Source organism: Xanthomonas sp. F10, from assembly GCF_014206815.1.
GTDB classification, from domain to species: domain Bacteria; phylum Pseudomonadota; class Gammaproteobacteria; order Xanthomonadales; family Xanthomonadaceae; genus Xanthomonas_A; species Xanthomonas_A indica.
Genome location: NZ_JACHNP010000001.1, coordinates 71,950 through 90,108, shown reverse-complemented (window position 1 = coordinate 90,108; position 18,159 = coordinate 71,950). Strand labels below are relative to the sequence as shown.

At 70.3% G+C, this 18,159-nt stretch carries 18 protein-coding genes; 9 read left to right on the top strand and 9 right to left on the bottom strand.

The window, feature by feature from the left end:
- The first annotated feature begins 3 nt into the window (after positions 1-3).
- The 6 genes from FHR56_RS00470 to FHR56_RS00445 all read left to right on the top strand — a co-directional run bounded on the left by FHR56_RS00470 (position 4) and on the right by FHR56_RS00445 (position 5,100).
- The gene (locus FHR56_RS00470; protein ID WP_160948054.1) at positions 4-636 is read left to right on the top strand and encodes a LemA family protein; all 633 of its coding nucleotides are present in this window, start codon (positions 4-6) and stop codon (positions 634-636) included.
- A gap of 84 nt (positions 637-720) precedes the next feature.
- Entirely contained in the window at positions 721-1,641 is a 921-nt protein-coding gene (locus tag FHR56_RS00465; protein ID WP_184502574.1) for a TPM domain-containing protein, read from the top strand.
- Positions 1,641-2,132, top strand: coding sequence for a TPM domain-containing protein (locus FHR56_RS00460; RefSeq protein WP_160948390.1), 492 nt, complete (start codon positions 1,641-1,643; stop codon positions 2,130-2,132). The genes FHR56_RS00465 and FHR56_RS00460 overlap by 1 nt, the downstream gene beginning before the upstream one ends.
- A gap of 660 nt (positions 2,133-2,792) precedes the next feature.
- Entirely contained in the window at positions 2,793-3,701 is a 909-nt protein-coding gene (gene lgt / locus FHR56_RS00455) for a prolipoprotein diacylglyceryl transferase (protein ID WP_160948391.1), read from the top strand.
- Positions 3,698-4,492, top strand: a complete 795-nt coding sequence (locus FHR56_RS00450; RefSeq protein WP_160948392.1) for a thymidylate synthase — start codon at positions 3,698-3,700, stop codon at positions 4,490-4,492. The genes lgt and FHR56_RS00450 overlap by 4 nt, the downstream gene beginning before the upstream one ends.
- Before the next feature lie 65 nt (positions 4,493-4,557).
- The gene (locus tag FHR56_RS00445; protein ID WP_184502381.1) at positions 4,558-5,100 is read left to right on the top strand and encodes a dihydrofolate reductase; all 543 of its coding nucleotides are present in this window, start codon (positions 4,558-4,560) and stop codon (positions 5,098-5,100) included.
- 107 nt (positions 5,101-5,207) lie between these two features.
- On the opposite strand, the gene FHR56_RS00440 is transcribed toward FHR56_RS00445, so the two are convergent.
- From FHR56_RS00440 to FHR56_RS00400, 9 genes are all read right to left on the bottom strand, one after another.
- Positions 5,208-6,125: a symmetrical bis(5'-nucleosyl)-tetraphosphatase gene (locus tag FHR56_RS00440; protein WP_184502380.1), complete on the bottom strand. Its 918-nt coding sequence runs from the start codon at positions 6,123-6,125 to the stop codon at positions 5,208-5,210.
- Positions 6,125-6,508 (bottom strand): Co2+/Mg2+ efflux protein ApaG, encoded by a 384-nt coding sequence (gene apaG / locus FHR56_RS00435; protein WP_010340000.1) that lies wholly within the window; start codon positions 6,506-6,508, stop codon positions 6,125-6,127. The genes FHR56_RS00440 and apaG overlap by 1 nt, the downstream gene beginning before the upstream one ends.
- Positions 6,509-6,814: 306 nt before the next feature.
- On the bottom strand, positions 6,815-7,609 hold the full coding sequence (gene rsmA / locus FHR56_RS00430; protein WP_160948394.1) for a 16S rRNA (adenine(1518)-N(6)/adenine(1519)-N(6))-dimethyltransferase RsmA: 795 nt from the start codon (positions 7,607-7,609) through the stop codon (positions 6,815-6,817).
- A 123-nt stretch (positions 7,610-7,732) separates the two neighbouring features.
- Positions 7,733-8,710 carry a 4-hydroxythreonine-4-phosphate dehydrogenase PdxA gene (pdxA, locus tag FHR56_RS00425; protein ID WP_160948395.1) on the bottom strand — a complete coding sequence of 326 codons (978 nt, stop codon included), beginning with the start codon at positions 8,708-8,710 and terminating at the stop codon, positions 7,733-7,735.
- A 3-nt stretch (positions 8,711-8,713) separates the two neighbouring features.
- Positions 8,714-10,075 (bottom strand): peptidylprolyl isomerase, encoded by a 1,362-nt coding sequence (locus tag FHR56_RS00420; protein ID WP_160948396.1) that lies wholly within the window; start codon positions 10,073-10,075, stop codon positions 8,714-8,716.
- A complete protein-coding gene (lptD, locus tag FHR56_RS00415) occupies positions 10,072-12,423 on the bottom strand; it encodes an LPS-assembly protein LptD (protein WP_160948397.1) in 2,352 nt (783 codons plus the stop codon). Before lptD ends, FHR56_RS00420 begins: the two co-directional genes overlap by 4 nt.
- A gap of 196 nt (positions 12,424-12,619) precedes the next feature.
- Positions 12,620-13,525 carry a histone deacetylase family protein gene (locus FHR56_RS00410; RefSeq protein ID WP_160948398.1) on the bottom strand — a complete coding sequence of 302 codons (906 nt, stop codon included), beginning with the start codon at positions 13,523-13,525 and terminating at the stop codon, positions 12,620-12,622.
- Between the two features lie 23 nt (positions 13,526-13,548).
- Positions 13,549-14,103 (bottom strand): cob(I)yrinic acid a,c-diamide adenosyltransferase, encoded by a 555-nt coding sequence (locus FHR56_RS00405; protein WP_160948399.1) that lies wholly within the window; start codon positions 14,101-14,103, stop codon positions 13,549-13,551.
- Positions 14,104-14,108: 5 nt separating this feature from the next.
- On the bottom strand, positions 14,109-14,693 hold the full coding sequence (locus tag FHR56_RS00400) for a hypothetical protein (protein WP_160948400.1): 585 nt from the start codon (positions 14,691-14,693) through the stop codon (positions 14,109-14,111).
- A gap of 144 nt (positions 14,694-14,837) precedes the next feature.
- Between FHR56_RS00400 and ubiH the strand changes: the two genes are divergently transcribed.
- From ubiH to comJ, 3 genes are all read left to right on the top strand, one after another.
- Positions 14,838-16,052, top strand: a complete 1,215-nt coding sequence (gene ubiH, locus FHR56_RS00395; RefSeq protein WP_160948401.1) for a 2-octaprenyl-6-methoxyphenyl hydroxylase — start codon at positions 14,838-14,840, stop codon at positions 16,050-16,052.
- Entirely contained in the window at positions 16,049-17,227 is a 1,179-nt protein-coding gene (locus FHR56_RS00390) for a UbiH/UbiF family hydroxylase (protein ID WP_160948402.1), read from the top strand. The genes ubiH and FHR56_RS00390 overlap by 4 nt, the downstream gene beginning before the upstream one ends.
- A gap of 220 nt (positions 17,228-17,447) precedes the next feature.
- Positions 17,448-17,933 carry a competence protein ComJ gene (comJ, locus tag FHR56_RS00385; RefSeq protein WP_160948403.1) on the top strand — a complete coding sequence of 162 codons (486 nt, stop codon included), beginning with the start codon at positions 17,448-17,450 and terminating at the stop codon, positions 17,931-17,933.
- Positions 17,934-18,159: the final 226 nt, after the last annotated feature.

Genomic DNA, 18,159 nt, shown 5'->3' with positions numbered 1-18,159 from the left:
CGCATGCGCCTGTTGTCCCGCTCCCTGTTCCTGGCCGCGCTGGCGGTATTGCTGTCCGGCTGCGGCTACAACGCGATCCAGCAGAAGGACCAGGCGGTCAAGGCCGGCTGGTCGGAAGTGCTGAACCAGTACAAGCGCCGCGCCGACCTGGTGCCGAACCTGGTCAACACGGTCAAGGGCTATGCCGACCAGGAGCGGCAGGTGCTGACCGACGTGACCAACGCCCGCGCCCGCGTCGGCCAGGTGCAGGTCAACGCCGACGACGCCGCCTCGCTGCAGCAGTTCCAGCAGGCGCAGGGCCAGTTGTCCAGCGCGCTGTCGCGGCTGCTGGTGGTCAGCGAGAATTACCCGAACCTGAAATCCGACCAGGCCTTCCGCGACCTGCAGGCGCAACTGGAAGGCACCGAGAATCGCATCACCGTGGCGCGCGGCCGCTACATCCAGGCGGTGCAGGACTACAACACCTACATCCTGTCGTTCCCGCAGGTGATCACCGCCAAGCTGTTCGGCTACAAGGAAAAGCCCAACTTCTCGGTGGAGAACGAGGCGCAGATCTCCGAGGCGCCAGCGGTGAACTTCGGCGGCCAGCCGGCGTCCGCGCCGCAGCAGCCGCAGCAGCCGGCGCCGGCGCAGTAAGCGCCGCCGCGGGCGGGCCCGAGCGTGTGTTCCACATCCGTGTCGGCTGAGCGTGCGGCGGCGTTGCGCGGCGCCATCCACCGCATGCCCGGCCATCGCCGCGCCTGCGTCTGGCTGGTGCTGCTGCTGGCGCTGCTGCCGTGCGTGGCCTGGGCGCAGGCGCAGGCGCCGATCCCGCCGCTGGATGCGCCGGTGGTGGACACCACCGGCACGCTGACGCCGAACCAGCGCCTGGAGCTGGACCGGCAGGCGGTGCAGCTGCAGCAGCGCAAAGGCAGCCAGTTGCAGGTGCTGGTGGTGCCCAGCACCGCCCCGGAAAGCATCGAGCAATACACCCAGCGCGTGTTCGACCAGTGGAAGCTCGGCCGCAAGGGCGTGGACGACGGCGTACTGCTGGTGGTGGCCAAGAACGACCGGCGCGTGCGCATCCAGCCCGGCTATGGCCTGGAGGGCGCGATTCCCGACGCTACCGCCAACCGCATCATCCAGGAGTACCTGGTGCCGCGCTTCCGCGCCGGCGACTACAGCGGCGGGATTGCCGAAGCGACCGCGATGCTGGTCAAGCTGATCGACGGCGAGGCGTTACCGGCGCCGGTGAGTGCGCATGCCTCGGCCTCGCGCGGCGGCGGCCTGGGATTCGGGTTCTTCGCCGGCCTGTTCGCGGCGCTGGTCGCGCAGGTGCTGTTCGCGCGGCTGTCGCGGCCTGTGCGCGGTGTGCTGAGCGGCGTGGTCGGCGGTGGCGTCGGCCTGGTGTTGAGCCTGTCGCTGTTCGTCGGTGCGCTGACTGGGGCGATCGGCCTGTTGCTGGGCCTGTTCGTCGGGATCGCGCCGGGCCGCTCGGCTGGCGGCGGCGGTTGGGGCGGCTGGGGCGGCGGAGGTTGGGGAGGCGGCGGCTTCGGCGGTGGCTGGGGCGGCGGTGGCGGAGGAAGTTGGGGCGGCGGCGGAGGCGGCTGGGGTGGCGGCGGGGGCAGTTCCGGAGGCGGTGGCGCCTCGGGGAGCTGGTGATGCGCCTGCTCCGGCACCTGTTCGCGCCATCCGCGCAGCGCCTGTTCCCGGCGGCCAGCCTGGAGCGCATCGGCGCGGCGATTGCAGACGGCGAGCGGCTGCACAGCGGGCAGGTGATGTTCGCGGTGGAGTCGGGCCTGGCGCCGGCGCAGGTGCTGCGCGGCGTGGCGCCGCGGCTGCGCGCCGAGCAGGCCTTCGCGCAGTTGCGCACCTGGGATACCGAGGCCAACAACGGCGTGCTGATCTACCTGCTGCTGGCCGACCACCACATCGAGATCGTCGCCGACCGCGGCCTGCGTGGGCGGGTGGACGCGGCGCAGTGGCGCCAGGTCTGCGCGCTGATCGAGCGCGACATGCGCGCCGGCCAGCCGGAGCAGGCGGTGATCGCCGGCGTCGGCGCAGTCTCGGCGCTGCTGGCCGCGCACTTCCCGGCGCAGCCGGGCCAGCAGGGCGAGAACGAGCTGCCGAACCTGCCGCACGTGCTGGACTGAGCGCCTGGAGTCTGGGTGTGTTCTGCCGCCAGATGACACGCGGCGTTTTGGCGTCGATGTGGCGGACAAGGAGGCTGGCTTCCGGCAGGTATGCGGCGAGTGCGGATGCCGCCCACATGCGGTCGATCCAAGCCATTTGCTTGGTCTGGGTTTCCGCACCGGACTTGCCGCCGATGCATCCCTCCCGTAGGAGCGGCTTCAGCCGCGACGGGCCTTCCCGATAAATCCCGTCGCGGCTGAAGCCGCTCCTACGGGAGTGCGCAACGTGTCTGACTGTGCAGCGGTGACACGCGCAGTCGGCGGTGGACGTATGCGCCTGCCGGCAGATGAAGCGCCACCCCGCTGTGCCGTGCGCAATCGCGGCAAGCAGCGAATTCCTTGGCAGACGTCTGCGCCTGCCGGCAGATGAAGCGATACCCCGCTGTACTGTCCGCAAATGGCGGCAAGCAGCGGAGTCGGTGGCAGACGCGTGCGCCTGCCGGCAGATGAAGCGCTACCCCGCTGTACTGTCCGCAAATGGCGGCAAGCAGCGGAGTCGGTGGCAGACGCGTGCGCCTGCCGGCAGATGAAGCGCCACCCCACTGTGCCGTCCGCAAATCGCGGCAAGTAGCGGAGTCGGTGGCAGAATAGGCGCTCTTTGCCCCCGGCCGACGCCTGCGCATGACCTATCTCCACCAGATCGATCCCATCGCCTTCTCGTTCGGTCCGGTGAAGGTGCATTGGTACGGGCTGATGTATCTGGCCGGCTTCATCTCGGCCTGGTGGCTGGGCCGCCGCCGCATCCGCGCCGGTCGCCTGCCCGGGGTGAACGAGGACGGCTTTTCCGATCTGCTGTTCTACGCGATGCTCGGCGTGGTGCTGGGCGGGCGCATCGGCTACATGCTCTTCTACGCGCTGTCCGATTTCCTGGCCAATCCGCTGCTGATCTTCAAGGTGTGGGACGGCGGCATGAGCTTCCACGGCGGCCTGCTGGGCGTGCTGGCGGCCTGCCTGTGGTGGACGCGCAAGGCGCGCCTGCATTTCTTCGACACCGTCGATTTCATCGCGCCGCTGGTGCCGCTGGGCCTGGGCTTCGGCCGCATCGGCAATTTCGTCGGCGGCGAGTTGTGGGGCAAGTTGACCCACGCCGGCTGGGGCGTGATCTTCCCGCACGCGCCAGCGACGGATGGAGTGGCCAACGCACCGGCGCTGGAGAGCCTGATGAGCGCCGCGCAACTGCAGCAGCAGTACGCCGCGGGCCTGCTGGACCGCTACGCCCGTCATCCGTCGCAGCTGTACGAAGCGGCGCTGGAAGGGCTGGTGATGTTCGTGGTGCTGTGGACGTTCTCGATGAAGCCGCGCGCGCGCTATGCGGTGTCCGGCCTGTTCGCGCTGCTGTACGGCGTGTTCCGCTTCGCCGTGGAATTCGTGCGCGTGCCGGATGCGCAGCTCGGCTACCTGGCGTTCCATTGGCTGACCCGCGGGCAGCAGCTGAGCATTCCGCTGATCCTGTTGGGCGTGTTCCTGTTGTGGCGCTCGCGAAGCGCGCCCGTGCTGCAGCCGGTGCCGCCGCCGGAGGTGACCAAGTGAAGCAGTACCTGGACCTGCTGCAGCACGTGCTGGAGCATGGCGCGGAGAAATCCGACCGCACCGGCACCGGCACGCGCAGCGTGTTCGGCTGGCAGATGCGTTTCGACCTCAACGACGGCTTCCCCCTGGTCACCACCAAGAAGCTGCACCTGCGCTCGATCGTGCACGAGTTGCTGTGGTTCCTGAAGGGCGAGACCAACATCGCCTATCTCAAGGACAACAAGGTCAGCATCTGGGACGAGTGGGCCGATGCGCAGGGCGAACTCGGCCCGGTGTACGGCAAGCAGTGGCGGCGCTGGACCGGCGCCGACGGCCGCGAGATCGACCAGATGCAGTGGCTGGTGGACGAGATCAAGCGCAATCCGGATTCGCGGCGGCTGGTGATCAGCGCCTGGAACGTGGCCGAATTGCCGCAGATGGCGCTGATGCCGTGCCACAGCCTGTTCCAGTTCTATGTGGTCGACGGCAAGCTCAGTTGCCAGCTGTACCAGCGCAGCGGCGACATCTTCCTCGGCGTGCCGTTCAACATCGCCAGCTATGCGCTGCTGACCCACATGGTGGCGCAGGCCACCGGTCTGGGCGTGGGCGATTTCGTGCACACACTGGGCGATGCGCACCTGTACTCCAACCATTTCGAACAGGCGCGCGAACAACTGGCGCGCACGCCGCGGCCGTTGCCGCGGCTGCGGCTGAATCCTGAGGTCACCGATCTGTTCGCTTTCACCTACGAAGACATCGCCATCGAGGGCTACGACCCGCATCCGGCGATCAAGGCGCCGGTGGCCGTATGAGCAGCCGGGACTCGGGACCCGGGGCCCGGGACCCGGCAAAAGCGCAAGCGGCGACATCGGGGCAGATGCGGAGCGACGAGTCCCGGGTCCCGGGGCCTGGGCCCCGGATTTCCCTGATTGCGGCGCTGGATCGGGCCAATGCGATCGGCCGCGACAACGATCTGCCGTGGCGCCTGCCGGACGATCTCAAGCGGTTCAAGGCGCTGACGCTGGGCAAGCCGGTGCTGATGGGGCGCAAGACCGCACAGTCGCTGGGGCGCGCGCTGCCCGGGCGCTTGAACCTGGTGATGACCCGTTCCGGGCAGGTGCCGTTCGCGGACATGCAGGCGGTGGCATCGCTGCCGGCGGCGATCGACGCCGCGCGCGAAGCCGGCGCCACGGAACTGGCGGTGATCGGCGGCGGCGACATCTTCGCCCTGGCCCTGCCGTTGGCCGAGGTGCTGTACCTGACCCATGTCGACACCGTGGTCGACGGTGCCGATGCGCATTTCCCCGCGTTCGATCCGGCGCAGTGGGAAGTGGTGGCGCGGCAGGCGCACCCGGCCGATGCGCGGCATGCGCTGGCCTTCGAATTCGTGGACTACCGGCGCCGGTCTGGCGCGGTGTAGGCGCCGCCAGGCTTTCGTAGGAGCGGCTTCAGCCGCGACGGGCATTCCAGGGAACGTCTGTCGCGGCTGAAGCCGCTCCTACGAGAGCGCAACGGAGCGCGTGAAACTCACTCCTGCGCGGGCGCAGAGGCAGCCGGTGCCTGGCCACGGTTTGGTGCGCCGCGCCGTCGCGGCGTGCCGCTGCGCGCCGCCGGCGGTGGTCCCTGTACCGGGCGGCCGGGGACCTGCACGACCTGCAGGTCCTCGCTGTCCAGGCGCAGGGCGGTGAGCTTGCCGCCCCAGACCGCGCCGGTGTCGATCGCGTGCACGCCCTGGGTGATGGTCAGGCCCAGCGTCGACCAGTGTCCGCAGACGATCTTCAGGTCGCGCTCGACCCGTCCCGGCACCTCGAACCAGGGGTACAGGCCTTGCGCCTGGGTGCCGGGTGTGCCCTTTTCCTCGATCGCGATGCGCCCGCGCGGGGTGCAGTAGCGGGCACGGGTGAACAGGTTGATGATCGCGCGCGAGCGGTCGTAGCCGGTGAGGCCCGGCGACCATGCCGGGCGGTCGCCATACATGTTGCGGAACAGCTTGCGGTAGCCGTTGCCGTGCAACTGCTGCTCGACCTCGCGCGCGTGCTTCTCGGCCAGCGCGGTGGTCCACTTCGGCGCCAGGCCGGCGTGGATCATCATCCAGCCGAGCTCGCGGTCGGCGTGCAGCAGCTTCTGCATGCGCAGCCAGGTCAGCAGTTCGTCGCGGTCCTCGGCCAGCACGATGCGCTGCAGGTCCGGATTGACCTTGCGCTGTTCGTCCGGGCTGCGCTCGCCGATCGCCAGCAGCGACAGGTTGTGGTTGCCCAGCACCACCACGCTGTGTTCGCGCAGCGAGTGCACCAGGCGCAGGGTTTCCAGCGACTGCCCGCCGCGGTTGACCAGGTCGCCGCAGAACCACAGCCGGTCCACCGCCGGATCGAAGCGGATCTTCTCCAGCAGTTGCTGGGTGATGTCGTAGCAACCCTGCAGGTCGCCGATCGCCCAGACCGCCATCAGTGCAAGGTCCGCGGCACGGACAGCACGAACGGCGCGATCGCGGCGATGAAGTGGGTGCCGTCGTCAGCCTCCATGTCGTAGTGGCCGCGCATCGTGCCGTGCTCGGTCTCCAGCACCAGCCCAGAGGTGTAGCGGAAATCCTCGCCCGGGCGCAGCCGCGGCTGTTCGCCGACCACGCCATCGCCGTCCACGCGCTCGATGCGGCCGTTGCCGTCGGTGATCTCCCAGTGGCGGGCGATCAGGCGCGCGGCGACGCGGCCGCGGTTGTGGATGCGGATCGTGTAGGCGAACGTGTAGCGTCCGTCCTCCGGCGCCGATTGGTCGTCGAGGAATCGGGGCGACACTTCGACCTCGATCCGATAGGGGGCGTCATCGTTCATCCCCACAGTTTAGAGTGTGTTTTGCCGTTTGAGGCGAGATGCGTCAACGGTTGTCACTGCGAGGCGGCTGGCGCGCGGCAGCGGCCCTGGCTGCCGCCTGCGCGAGTCGCCCGTGCGGGCCTGTTGTTGCCGCGGGCAGTGTGCAGGAGGGGCGTTGGAGCGGCGATCCGTGTTGGGCGGCTCGCCATGCTGCGGCGCCGACTACGGCGCGGTCGGCGATGCCTGGGCCAGCATGCAAGAAGCAGAGCAACGCGCGCGCAGACCTTCGCACCACGCATGCATGCGCGGGCCGCGCGGGACGTCTGCTCAGGCTTGTGCGCTATTGGCCAGGCGCACGAAGTCGGCGACCTCGAGCTGCTCGGCACGCGCGTCCGGGCGCACGCCCGCGGCCTCGAACTGCGCGGCATCGCAGACGCCGTTCAAGGCGTTGCGCAGGGTCTTGCGGCGCTGGCCGAATGCGGCACGGACCACATCGGCGAAGCGCTTGGGATCGGCGATGCCCACCGTCTGCGGCGGCCGCGGCACCAGCCGTACCACGGCCGAATCCACCTTCGGCGGCGGCCGGAACGCGCCCGGCGGCACCACGAACAGCGAGGTCACCTCGCAGTAGGCCTGCAGCATCACGCTGAGCCGGCCGTAGACCTTGCTGCCGGGATCGGCGGCCATGCGGTCGACCACTTCCTTCTGCAGCATGAAGTGCATGTCGGCGATCGCCGCGGCGTGGTCCAGCGCATGGAACAGGATCGGCGAGGAAATGTTGTACGGCAGGTTGCCGACCAGGCGGATGGGCGCGCCCTCGGCCAGGGCGGCGAAATCCACCGACAGCACATCGCGGTTGAGGATGGTCAGTTCGCCGACGCCGGCCGCCGCCGCGGTCAGCGGCGCGATCAGGTCGCGATCGAACTCGATCACGGTCAGCTGGCCGTGCCGGCGCAGCAGCGGGAAGGTGATCGCGCCCTGGCCGGGGCCGATCTCGACCAGCCGGTCGCCCAGCTTGGGGTCGACCGCGCGCACGATGCTGTCGATGTAGTGGCGGTCGCTGAGGAAGTGCTGGCCAAGGGATTTCTTGGCCGGGGCGCCGAAGCCGGGAGAGGAAGTCATGCGTGGCATTTTATCGGCATGCACGGGGTGGCGCGCGCATGCGGCCACGTAGCAGCGGCGTTGGCCGCGACCGGCATCACCGGGAACGTCGGGTTGCGGCAGATCGGCGAACGCCGTTCGGGCCTAGGACTGCGCGCGTCGTGCGGCCAGTTGCGCACACAGCGCGGTGGCGGCGAACAGGCTGGACGGGTCGGCCACGCCGCGGCCGGCCAACTCCAGCGCGGTGCCGTGATCGACCGCGACGCGCGGGTAGGGCAGGCCCAGGGTCAGGTTCACCGCCTGCTCGAATCCGCTGTACTTGAGCACCGGCAGGCCCTGGTCGTGGTACATCGCCAGCACCGCGTCCACGCTCGCCAGCTTCTGCGGCAGGAACGCGGTATCGGCCGGCAGCGGACCGAGCAGGCGCATGCCCTCCGCGCGCAATGCGTCCAGCACCGGTTGCATCACCTGGATCTCCTCGAGGCCCAGGTGACCATCTTCGCCGGCATGCGGGTTCAGCCCCAACACCGCGATGGTCGGGGTGGCGATGCCGAACTCGCGGCGCAGGGCGGCCTCGGTGATGCGCAGGCTGCGTTCCAGCAGCGCCGGCGTGAGCGCATCGGCGACCGCGCGCAGCGGTAGATGGGTGGTGACCAGGGCCACGCGCACGATGGCGTTGGCCAGCATCATCACCACCTCGCGGCCGGCGTGCTGGGCTAACAGTTCAGTAGTGCCGGTGTAGGCGATGCCGCCGGCGTTGATCGCGGCCTTGTGCACCGGGCCGGTGACCATGCCGGCCAGTTCGCCGCTCAGGCAGGCGTCGGCGGCCTGGGTCAGCGCGGCGATCACTGCCGCGGCATTGGCCGGCTCGGTCGCGCCGAAGCGGCTGGGCACGGCATTGGCGACCGTGCGCAGGCGCAGGTCGCCAGGGGCGAGGGCGGGACTGGATTCGGGCAGCAACTGCAGCGGCAGCGCCAGCGCCGCGGCGGCGGCGCGCAAGGTGTCGGGATCGGCGAAGGCCAGGAGCTGGCAATCGTGACGCGGCTGTTGCGCCAGCCGCACGCACAGCTCCGGGCCGATCCCGCCCGGCTCGCCCGGCACCAGCGCGAGCGAGGGACGCATGGATCAGGGCTTGGCGGCGGGCGCCGGCGCCGGCGTGGCCGCCGGCGCGGTGGCGGCGTCGGTGTTGCCCACGCGCATGTCGACGTAGGCTTCGCCGCGCATTTCCTGCAGGAAGCGGTTGTATTCCTCTTCCAGCTTGCGGCGGCCGATGGTTTCGCGGACCTGGGCGCGCTGGGTGTCGCTGGTCACGTCGGTCTGGCGCTCGCCGACGCGCTGCACGATGTGCCAGCCGGCCTCGGTACGGAACGGCTGCGAGATCTGGCCGTCCTGCAGGCTCGCCACGTGCTGGCCGAAGTCCGGGCCGAACGCGTCGGCCGGGAACCAGCCCAGGTCGCCGCCCTGGCTGCGGCTGTTGGTGTCTTCGGAGGCTTCCTTGGCCACGGCCTGGAAGTCGGCGCCGCCGGCGATGCGCGCACGCAGGGTCTCGATCTTGGCCTTGGCGGCCGCGTCGGGCTGCGCGTCGTTGACCCGGATCAGGATGTGGCGGGCGTGGTACTCGGTGACGGTCTTCTTTTCCGGATTGGCCGAGGCATCGCGCACCTCGATCAGCTTCAGCAGCTGGAAGCCGCTGGGGCCGCGCAGCGGGCCGACCACCTGGCCCGGCTTCATGTCGCGGATCAGCTGCGCGAACGCATTGGGGATTTCGTCCAGGCTGCGCCAGCCCAGGTCGCCGCCTTCCAGCGCATTGGGGCTGTCGGAGTAGCGCACCGCGGCGGCGTTGAAGTCGATCTCGCCCTTGTCGATCAGGTTCTTGACCCCGTCGATCTTGCCCTGGGCGGTCTTGATCTGCTCGGCGGTCGCGCCTTCCGGCAGGCCGACCAGGATGTGCGCCAGGTGGTACTGGGCGCCGGTGGTGGCCTGCTGCGCCAGCGCCGCGTCGACTTCGGCCTCGCTGACGTTGATGCGGCTCTGCGCGAAGCTCTGGCGCAGGCGCTGCACGGTGATCTCGTCGCGCACCGAGTTGCGGAAGTCGGTGTAGGACATACCGTCGGCGGCCAGCTTCTTGCGCAGGCCGTCCACGTCGGTGCCGTTCTGCTGGGCGATGCTGGCGATGGCGCGGTTCAGCTCGTCGTCGCCGACGCGGATGCCGGTGCTGTTGGCGCGCGCGACCTGCAGCTTGACCAGGATCAGACGCTCGAGCACCTGCCGCTGCAGTACGTTATCCGGCGGCAGCTGCGCCTCGCGGCCGGCATACTGCGCCTTCACGTTGCGCACGGCACGATCCAGCTCGCTCTGCAGCACGACATCCTCGTCGACCACCGCGGCGATGCGGTCCAGCGGTTGGGTTTGTTGCGCGGCGGCCGGAGCGGACACGCCGGCGACCGCCATCAGGGCGGCGAGAAAAACAGAAAGGGTCTTGGTCATGGAATCTGGTTCGGATCGTAAGCGTCCGGATCGGTCGTGGTGTTGCTGGGCGGGACCAAGTACAGGTCGTCGCGGTTGTAGCCGAGAATAGCACGGCGCAGAACGCGGTCCGTGTCCTGGCCCAGGGAGGACAGGCCCTTGAGCACGAACTCGATCTGGAACGCGGTATCCAGCGCACCGGTGCGGTTGCGCACGTAGCGGCGCGCCAGCGCCCGTACTGCCAGGCAGCAGCTGTCCCACTGCACGCCGAGGATGCTCTCCAGCGGCTTCTTGTCCATCAGCGAGTAATAGTGCCGGCCGACCACGCTCCAGGTCGGATTGATCGGGTACAGGAACGAGACGTCGGCCTGCTCCAGCAGGTCGCGGCGATAGCGGTAGCCGATGTTGACGATGCCGTCGCCGGGCATCAGATAGCGCGCGCGGAAGCTGGCCAGATCCTTGCGGTGGTACTTGGGATCCCACTGATAGGTGGCGCCCAGGGTCCAGCGGTCGTTGACCATGTAGTTGGCATCGGCCACCCAGGCCGACTTGCCCTGCTCGATGGTGGTGTCGCTGTTGGGCAGGCTGACCCGGGAATCACTGAAGTACAGGATCTGGCCGAGGCTGACCGAGAGCTTCTCCTTGCCGTCGTCCTGACGCAGCAGGCGCGAGCTCAGCGCCATGGTCAGCTGGTTGGCGTCGTTCTGGCGGTCGGCGCCGGTGTAGCGCGAATCGCGGAACAACTGGCCCCAGCTGAAGGTGAACTCGCGGGTATCGAAGATCGGCAGGTCGTTCTGGTCGCGGTACGGCGTGTACAGGTAGAACAGCCGCGGTTCCAGGGTCTGCAGATAGTTGGTGTTGCCCCATTTGGTATCGCGGTCGAAGTACACGCCCGCATCGACCGTGGCGATCGGCAGGCTGCGCGAGGGCGTGGTGTCGCCGCCGAGCGTGGCTGCCAGATCCTTGTCCAGCTGATAGGCGGTGTAGCGCCAGGCCAGGGTCGGCTTGAGGAACCAGGCGGCGCCGGCCAGCGGCATCGAGATGTAGGGCTTGAGGTCCAGGCGGCTGCCGCCGGGGCGCGGGGTGACCACGCCGGTGCGCTCGTAGGTGCCGTCGGTGGTTTTCTGGTGGATGTCGTCGTGCACGAAGCGCACGGCTTCGCTGTACAGGCCGGCTTCGAAGTAGTTGCCGAACGACTGGTCCCAGTTGAAGAAAGCGCGCGGCTGGCGGTTGTACGGCAGCGCGTCCTCGGTCAGGGTGTAGTCGGTCAGTTGCCAGCGGTCGGCCATCAGGCCCGCGGTCCAGGTCTCGCCTGTGCCGTAGACGCCGATCGTGCTCTGGATGTTGGACACCGCGTTGCCGAGCAGGCGGTTGGAGAAATCCTCGGTGTAGCGCTCGTCGCTGACCCAAGCCAGCGAGGCGCGCGCCTGCCACTGCGAATTGATGTTGTGGTAGCCCTGGTAGCTGAAGCGGCCGCGATCCTTGTCGCGCAGCTTGTCGTCGGGCAGGTAGGCCGCCTGCAGCTCGCCCTTGCCGCCCTCGTAGAGATAGCGGAATTCGCTGCCCAGCATCAGGCCGCGGCGGGCCATGAAGCGCGGATACAGGGTGGCGTCGTAGTTCGGCGCCAGGTTCAGGTAGTACGGCTGGGTGTAGTCGAAGCCGTTGCGGCTGGACATGCCGAGCGCCGGGAACAGGAAACCGCTGCTGCGGCGATCGTCGATCGGGAACTTGAACCAGGGCGCATACAGCACCGGAAAGTTGTAAACCTTCAGGATCGCGTTGCGCGCGGTGCCGAAGCCCTCGTCGTTGTCGACGTCGATTTCCGGCGCGTGCAGTTCCCACACCCGCTGCGAGGGGTCGCAGGTGGTGTAGGTGGAGCGGTGCATCTGCCCCAGCGCGCCTTGCAGGTCGACCGAATCCGCCTTGCCGTTGCCGCGGCGGGCCAGCAGCTGGTAGCGGATGTTGGTGATCTTGTGGGTGTCGGTGTCCTGGTTGCCTTCGGCGCGGTCGGCGATCATGCGGATCGACGAATCCTGGTAGCGCACATGCCCTTCGGCGATGTAGTTGCCGGTCTCGGTGTCCACCCGCAGGCTGTCGGTGCCCATGAACTGGTCGCCGCGCTTGAGCGCGACGTTGCCGGTGTAGTTCGGGATGGTGGTGGTGCCCGACAGCTGATCGCCTTCGATATTGGTCGGCTGCTGGTCGCGGTTCTGCGCGAGCTTGGGGTCCGGCTGCTGCGCGTCGTCGAACTTGGGCAGCACGTCCGGGGTCGGGCACAGGCCCCAGTTCGGCGGCTTTTCAGCCGCCACGGCCGGCAGGCAGAGGGCGATACTGAACGGAAGAGGGAGCAGGCGAAGGGTTCGGCGCACGCGCGTCAGGTATCGGGCTAAAACGGTCGCTAGCTTGCCCCATCCCGTGCATAGGGGCAATGAAGGCGTCCCGGCGCCGGGGGGCGGGGTTCATCGGTGCCCAGGGCGGCGCCCATCCAGTTCCGGGCATGTCCGCCGGGCCTGGCCGGCGGCGCGCACTCACCGTGTGGCACTCCTTTGCCTGGATGACCCGCGCTCAGCGCAGCGCGTCGACGTGGGCGACGCTGCCCTCGCGCAGCGCCTGCAGGTCGTAGCCGCCTTCCAGCAGGGACACCACCCGGCCGCGCGCGTGCCGCTGCGCCACCGCGCGCAGTTCGGCGGTGATCCAGCCGAAGTCCTCGGTCTCCAGCATCAGGTCGGCCAGCGGGTCGCGCATGTGCGCGTCGAAGCCGGCCGAGATCAGCAGCAGCTGCGGCTTGAAGGCGTCCAGCAGCGGCAGCATCTGGTCGGCCCAGGTGTTGCGGAAGCGGAAGCCGCCGCTGCCCGGCGGCAGCAGTGCGTTGTGCAGGTTGCCGACGCCGCGGTCGTGGACCCCGCCGGTGTGCGGGAACAGCCCGGACTGGTGGGTGCTGAGGTACTGCACCTTCGACTCGCGCTCGAAGATCGCCTGCGTGCCGTTGCCGTGATGCACGTCGAAATCGACGATGGCGATCCGCTCCAGGCCATGCGCATCGCGGGCATGGGCGGCGGCGACCGCGACGTTGTTGAACAGGCAGAAGCCCATCGCGGTGTCGGCGGTGGCGTGATGGCCGGGCGGGCGCACCGCACAGAACGCGGTGTCGCTGGCGCCGTGCATCACCGCATCCACTGCGGCGACGCCGGCGCCGGCGGCGCGCAGTGCGGCGGCGCGCGAGCCGGGCGAGATCACCGTGTCAACGTCGAGCATCTGCGGGCCGTCGAGGTCGGCCAGCACGCGGTCGATCAGGCCGCGCTCATGGACCCGGGCCAGGTCGCCGAGCTTGGCCAGCGGTGCCTCGCGCCACTCCAGCGCCGGAAAGGCCTCGCGCAGTGCCGTCGTCACCGCGTCCAGGCGCTCCGGCCGTTCCGGGTGTTCCGGTCCGGGCGCGTGCCCCAGGCAGGCAGGATGGGTGTAGATCAGCATGCGCGCCGCGGCCCGGGTGTCGCTCAGGCCTGGCGCCGGTCGTGGCGCCACAGCACTTCGCCGTGGCCGTCGGCCCGCGCCAGCACCCGCGCCAGCACGAACAGCAGGTCGGAGAGGCGGTTGAGGTAGCGCACCGCTTCCGGGCGGACCGCGTCCTGGCGCGACAGCGCCACCGTCTCGCGCTCGGCGCGGCGCACGATGGTGCGCGCCAGGTGGCAGCGCGCCGCGGCTTCGCCGCCGGCGGGCAGGATGAAGTCCTGCAGCGCCGGCAGGGTGTCGTTGTAGCGGTCCAGGTGCCGTTCCAGCGCATCGATGTCGGCGGCCTGGATCGCGGCGTGGCCGGGGATGCACAGCTCGCCGCCAAGATCGAACAACTGGTGCTGGATCGCGGTCAGCAGCTGCCGCACGTCCTCGGCCAGCGGGCAGGCCAGGATCACGCCGATCGCCGAGTTGGCTTCGTCCACGGTGCCGTAGGCGGCCACCCGCGCCGAGTCCTTGCCGACCCGGTTGCCGTCGCCCAGGCCGGTGCTGCCGTCGTCGCCGGTGCGGGTGTAGATCTTGGAGAGGCGGTTGCCCATCCCGGTCAGTGACCGACCGGCTGGCCGCGCTGGCCCAGCCGCGCCAGTTGCTCGACGCCGACCTGGATCGCCGCGGCCAGCGCCACGTACAGGCTGGCGCTGCCCAGGTACGGCAGCAGCCAGTCGCTGTAGTTCTGCCACCAGCCGGCCAGGGTCGGGTTCGGCACGCTGCGGCTGACCCAGTAGAAGCTGCCCTGCGCCAGCAGGTGGCACAGCGCCACCGCGACCAGCAGGCTGGCGGCGGCCAGGCCCAGGGTGCGCCAGTCGGCGCCGCGGTAGCGCCGCGCCAGCCAGGCGCCGCCGGCCCACAGCACGAAGTAGGCCGGGATCAGGCACCAGTAGGCCGGCGACACGCAGTAGTGCTGCCAGAAATCCAGGCCCTGGCCGCGGATGACCAGGTAGTCGACCAGCACCGCCAGCGCCATCAGCAGCGGGAACGCCCAGCGGGTCCAGCTGCGCAGATAGAAGCCGCCGACGAAGAACACCGCCCACGACGCGTCCGGGATCGCCCCGAAGTGGTTGATGCGGGTCGCGGCCAGCAGCGCGGCCAACAGCAGCAGGGCGGGGAGACGGTGGGCGGAAGGCGTCATGGCGGCGGGCACCGGTGCACGTAAGACCCCGGATTCTACTGGAAGCGCGGCGCGCGCGAGTGCGGCGCGCCGGGGCGGCCCGCGCTGCGCAAGCTGGGCGGCGGCGCTCACCGGGCAGACGGGTGCGGGTCGTATCATGGCCGGATGAGCAAACGACATGACGTAGTGATCGTCGGCGGCGGCCTGGTCGGCGCCAGCCTGGCCATCGCCCTGGACCGGCTGGGGATCGACGTGGGCCTGGTCGAGGCCGCGCCGCCGGGCGCGCTGCCGCCGGTGTTCGACCAGCGCAACCTCAGCTTCGCCGCCGCCACGGTCAACGCGCTGGGCGCGCTCGGGGTGATGCAGCGGCTGCGCGCGCCGACCGGGCCGATCCGCCGTATTCACGTCAGCCGCGCGGGGGATTTCGGCCGGGTCCGGCTGGAGGCGGCCGACTACGGGCGCGAGGCCTTCGGCCAGGTGGTGGTCGCGCGCGACTTCGGCGAGGCGCTGGAGGCCAGTCTGGCCGCGACCACGCGGCTCACCCGCTATCGCCCGGCGCAGTTCGTGGCGCTGGAGGCCGACCCCGAGGACGGCGTGCGCCGCCTGCGGATCGTGCGCGACGGCAGCGAGCAGGTCCTGCACACGCGCCTGCTGGTCGGTGCCGACGGCAGCGCCAGCGCGGTGCGCGAGGCCCTGGGCATCGCCGCAACACGCCACGATTTCCAGCAGACCCTGTTCGTGGCGCGGGTGCGCGGCAGCCGCCAGCCCGACGGCACCGCCTACGAGCGCTTCCGCGACGACGGCCCGACCGCGCTGCTGCCGCGCGGCGACCGCCATTACGGCGCGATCCATGCGGTCGCCACCGAGGACGCGGATGCGGTGGCGGCGCTGGACGAGGGCGCCTGGCTGCAGCGGCTGCAGGACGCGCTGGGTTGGCGCGTCGGCCGCCTGCTGGGCAGCGGCGAGCGCAGCGCCTACCCGATCGTGCAGGTACTGGCCGAGCGGCTGACCGCCGTACGCGCGGTGCTGCTGGGCAATGCCGCGCAGACCCTGCACCCGCTAGGCGCGCAGGGCTTCAACCTGGGCCTGCGCGATGCGCTGACCCTGGCCGAACTGATCGAGCGCGACGGCACCGATCCGGGCGCGCCGGCACTGCTGCAGCAGTACGCGCAGCGCCGCGAGCAGGATCGCCAACGCACGGTGACGTTCTCCGGCGGGCTGGCGCGGCTGACCGCCAATCCGACCCCGCTGCTGCGCCCGCTGCGCAGCCTGGGCCTGCTGGCGGCAGCGCAGGCCGCGCCGCTGCAGTCGTTCCTGGTCGGCGGCGCGATGGGCTTCCGCGGCGATGTGCCGCAGCTGTGCCGGGAGACGCGCGCATGAGTCGGCGTGGCGTGCTGGATGTGGTGGTGGTCGGTGGCGGCGTGGTCGGCGCGGCCTGCGCGCTGGCCCTGGCCGGCGAAGGCCTGGCGGTGGCCCTGGTCGAGGGCCGCGAGCCGCCGCGCTGGTCGGCCGACACGCCGGACCTGCGCGTGTACGCCTTCGCCCCCGACAATGCCTCCCTGCTGCAGGGCCTTGGCGTGTGGCCGCAGGTCGTCGCCAACCGCGCCAGCGCCTACCGGCGCATGCGCGTGTGGGATGCCGGTGGCGGTGGCGAACTGGCCTTCGACGCCGACACCCTGGGCCGCGACCAGCTCGGCTGGATCGTCGAACACAGCCTGCTGGTCGAACAGCTATGGGCGGCGCTGCCGGCGGCCGGCGTGCAGGTGCATTGCCCGGCGCGGGTGGAGGCGCTGGAGCCCTCGGCCGAACGTGCGCGCCTGCGCCTGGACGACGGCAGCCGCCTGGACGCACGCCTGGCGATCGCCGCCGACGGTGCCGATTCCACCCTGCGCGGGCTGGCCGGACTGGACGCGCCGGCGCACGACTACGGCCAGCGCGGCGTGGTCGCCTTCGTACAGACCGAACAACCGCACCAGGACACCGCCTGGCAGCGCTTCCTGCCGGGCGGGCCGCTGGCGTTCCTGCCGTTCGCCGATGGCCGCAGCTCGATCGTCTGGACCCTGCCCGACGCCGAGGCGACGCGGGTGCTGGCGCTGGACGATGCGGCGTTCGGCGCCGAACTGACCCAGGCCTTCGGCGCGCGCCTGGGCGCGGTGCGCGCGCTGTCGCCGCGGCTGGGGTTCCCGTTGCGCCGGCAACTGGTGGAGGCCTACCAGCGCGGTCGCCTGCTGGTGCTGGGCGATGCCGCGCACGTGGTGCATCCGCTGGCCGGGCAGGGCGTCAATCTCGGCCTGCGCGACGTTGCCGCGTTGGCGGGGTTGGTGCGGCAGGCGCAGGCGCAGCGCGTGGACTGGGCGGCGCCGCAGCGGCTGGCGCGCTGGGCGCGCGGCCGCCGCAGCGACAACACCGTGGCGGCCTATGGCTTCGATGCGATCAACCGCCTGTTCTCCAACGACGAGCTGCACCTGACCCTGCTGCGCGGCCCGCTGCTGGGCCTGGCCGGCAAGCTGCCGCTGTTGATGCACGGTTTCTGGAAGCGCGCTTCCGGCGTGTAGGCGCATGTTCCAGCCGGACGCGGCGGCCGTAGGATCCGACCACGCGCCGAGCGGCGCCCGTCCCCTCATCCGCCCCTTCGGGGCACCTTCTCCCGGAGGGAGAAGGAAGAGCCAGCTTCGGCTGGTTTGCTTGAGCCCCTCTCCCCTCGGGAGAGGGGTTGGGTGAGGGTAGGGCGCGAAGCGCAGCACGCAGGCCGCGTCCCTGCCATGGAGGATGACGATGCAAGACGCGGCCCAGACCCAGACCGTGGATCTGCTGATCTCCCACAGCCAGGTGCAGTTGCGCGCCCGCGACTTCAACGAGGCCGCCTGCCGCTGGAGGCCGCGCAACCTGGAGCAGGGGGCGATCCTGCACCGCGACTACGTGGTGTTCGCTCCGCTGCCCGAGGACGCGTTCGGCGCGCAGGTGCACGTGGTACTGGCCACGGCGTTCGCGCCCGACCCGCGCGCGCAGCGGCGCATGCAGGTGCTATTCCGGGTGAATCCAAACGCGCGGGTGCAGGTAGCGTCCGCCGCCGAGGCCTTCGATGTGACCTTGCCGCTGCAGCCCGGCGACTACGCGCTGTACTACGAGGTCTGCGAAGGCGACGAGGTGTATTGCCGGCTCACCCTGGTACCGGCGGCGCAGCCGGTGGCGGCGCGCTATCTGTTGGACGATCCCTGGGGCGGAGCGCAGGATGCGCCGCTGCAGGACGGGATGCTGTAGCGCGCGTCAGCGTAGAAGGAGACGCTGGAAGGCGGGGAGTGTTGGATGGCGCGTGCGGCGCGGCGATCGGTGCGGCGGCGGCCGCTGCGCTGAAGTGGTCGCGCGACGCTCTGGGTGTCGTTGGTGTCTGTGGTTTTGCCGCTTCAGAAAACAATCGCGCCGCATGCGGCGGGAAGGCCGCAGGCGGCGCGTGTGGTGGGAAGGACGCGGGCCGGTCGACGCGTGG

Excerpts from the sequence above, each read along its gene's own strand:
- FHR56_RS00470 (WP_160948054.1), top strand. The coding sequence starts at position 4 with ATGCGCCTGTTGTCCCGCTCCCTGTTCCTGGCCGCGCTGGCGGTATTG.
- FHR56_RS00465 (WP_184502574.1), top strand. The coding sequence starts at position 721 with ATGCCCGGCCATCGCCGCGCCTGCGTCTGGCTGGTGCTGCTGCTGGCG.
- FHR56_RS00460 (WP_160948390.1), top strand. The coding sequence starts at position 1,641 with ATGCGCCTGCTCCGGCACCTGTTCGCGCCATCCGCGCAGCGCCTGTTC.
- lgt (WP_160948391.1), top strand. The coding sequence starts at position 2,793 with ATGACCTATCTCCACCAGATCGATCCCATCGCCTTCTCGTTCGGTCCG.
- FHR56_RS00445 (WP_184502381.1), top strand. The coding sequence starts at position 4,558 with ATGCGGAGCGACGAGTCCCGGGTCCCGGGGCCTGGGCCCCGGATTTCC.
- FHR56_RS00440 (WP_184502380.1), bottom strand. The coding sequence starts at position 6,125 with ATGGCGGTCTGGGCGATCGGCGACCTGCAGGGTTGCTACGACATCACC.
- apaG (WP_010340000.1), bottom strand. The coding sequence starts at position 6,508 with ATGAACGATGACGCCCCCTATCGGATCGAGGTCGAAGTGTCGCCCCGA.
- rsmA (WP_160948394.1), bottom strand. The coding sequence starts at position 7,609 with ATGACTTCCTCTCCCGGCTTCGGCGCCCCGGCCAAGAAATCCCTTGGC.
- pdxA (WP_160948395.1), bottom strand. The coding sequence starts at position 8,710 with ATGCGTCCCTCGCTCGCGCTGGTGCCGGGCGAGCCGGGCGGGATCGGC.
- FHR56_RS00420 (WP_160948396.1), bottom strand. The coding sequence starts at position 10,075 with ATGACCAAGACCCTTTCTGTTTTTCTCGCCGCCCTGATGGCGGTCGCC.
- FHR56_RS00410 (WP_160948398.1), bottom strand. The coding sequence starts at position 13,525 with ATGCTGATCTACACCCATCCTGCCTGCCTGGGGCACGCGCCCGGACCG.
- FHR56_RS00405 (WP_160948399.1), bottom strand. The coding sequence starts at position 14,103 with ATGGGCAACCGCCTCTCCAAGATCTACACCCGCACCGGCGACGACGGC.
- FHR56_RS00400 (WP_160948400.1), bottom strand. The coding sequence starts at position 14,693 with ATGACGCCTTCCGCCCACCGTCTCCCCGCCCTGCTGCTGTTGGCCGCG.
- ubiH (WP_160948401.1), top strand. The coding sequence starts at position 14,838 with ATGAGCAAACGACATGACGTAGTGATCGTCGGCGGCGGCCTGGTCGGC.
- FHR56_RS00390 (WP_160948402.1), top strand. The coding sequence starts at position 16,049 with ATGAGTCGGCGTGGCGTGCTGGATGTGGTGGTGGTCGGTGGCGGCGTG.
- comJ (WP_160948403.1), top strand. The coding sequence starts at position 17,448 with ATGCAAGACGCGGCCCAGACCCAGACCGTGGATCTGCTGATCTCCCAC.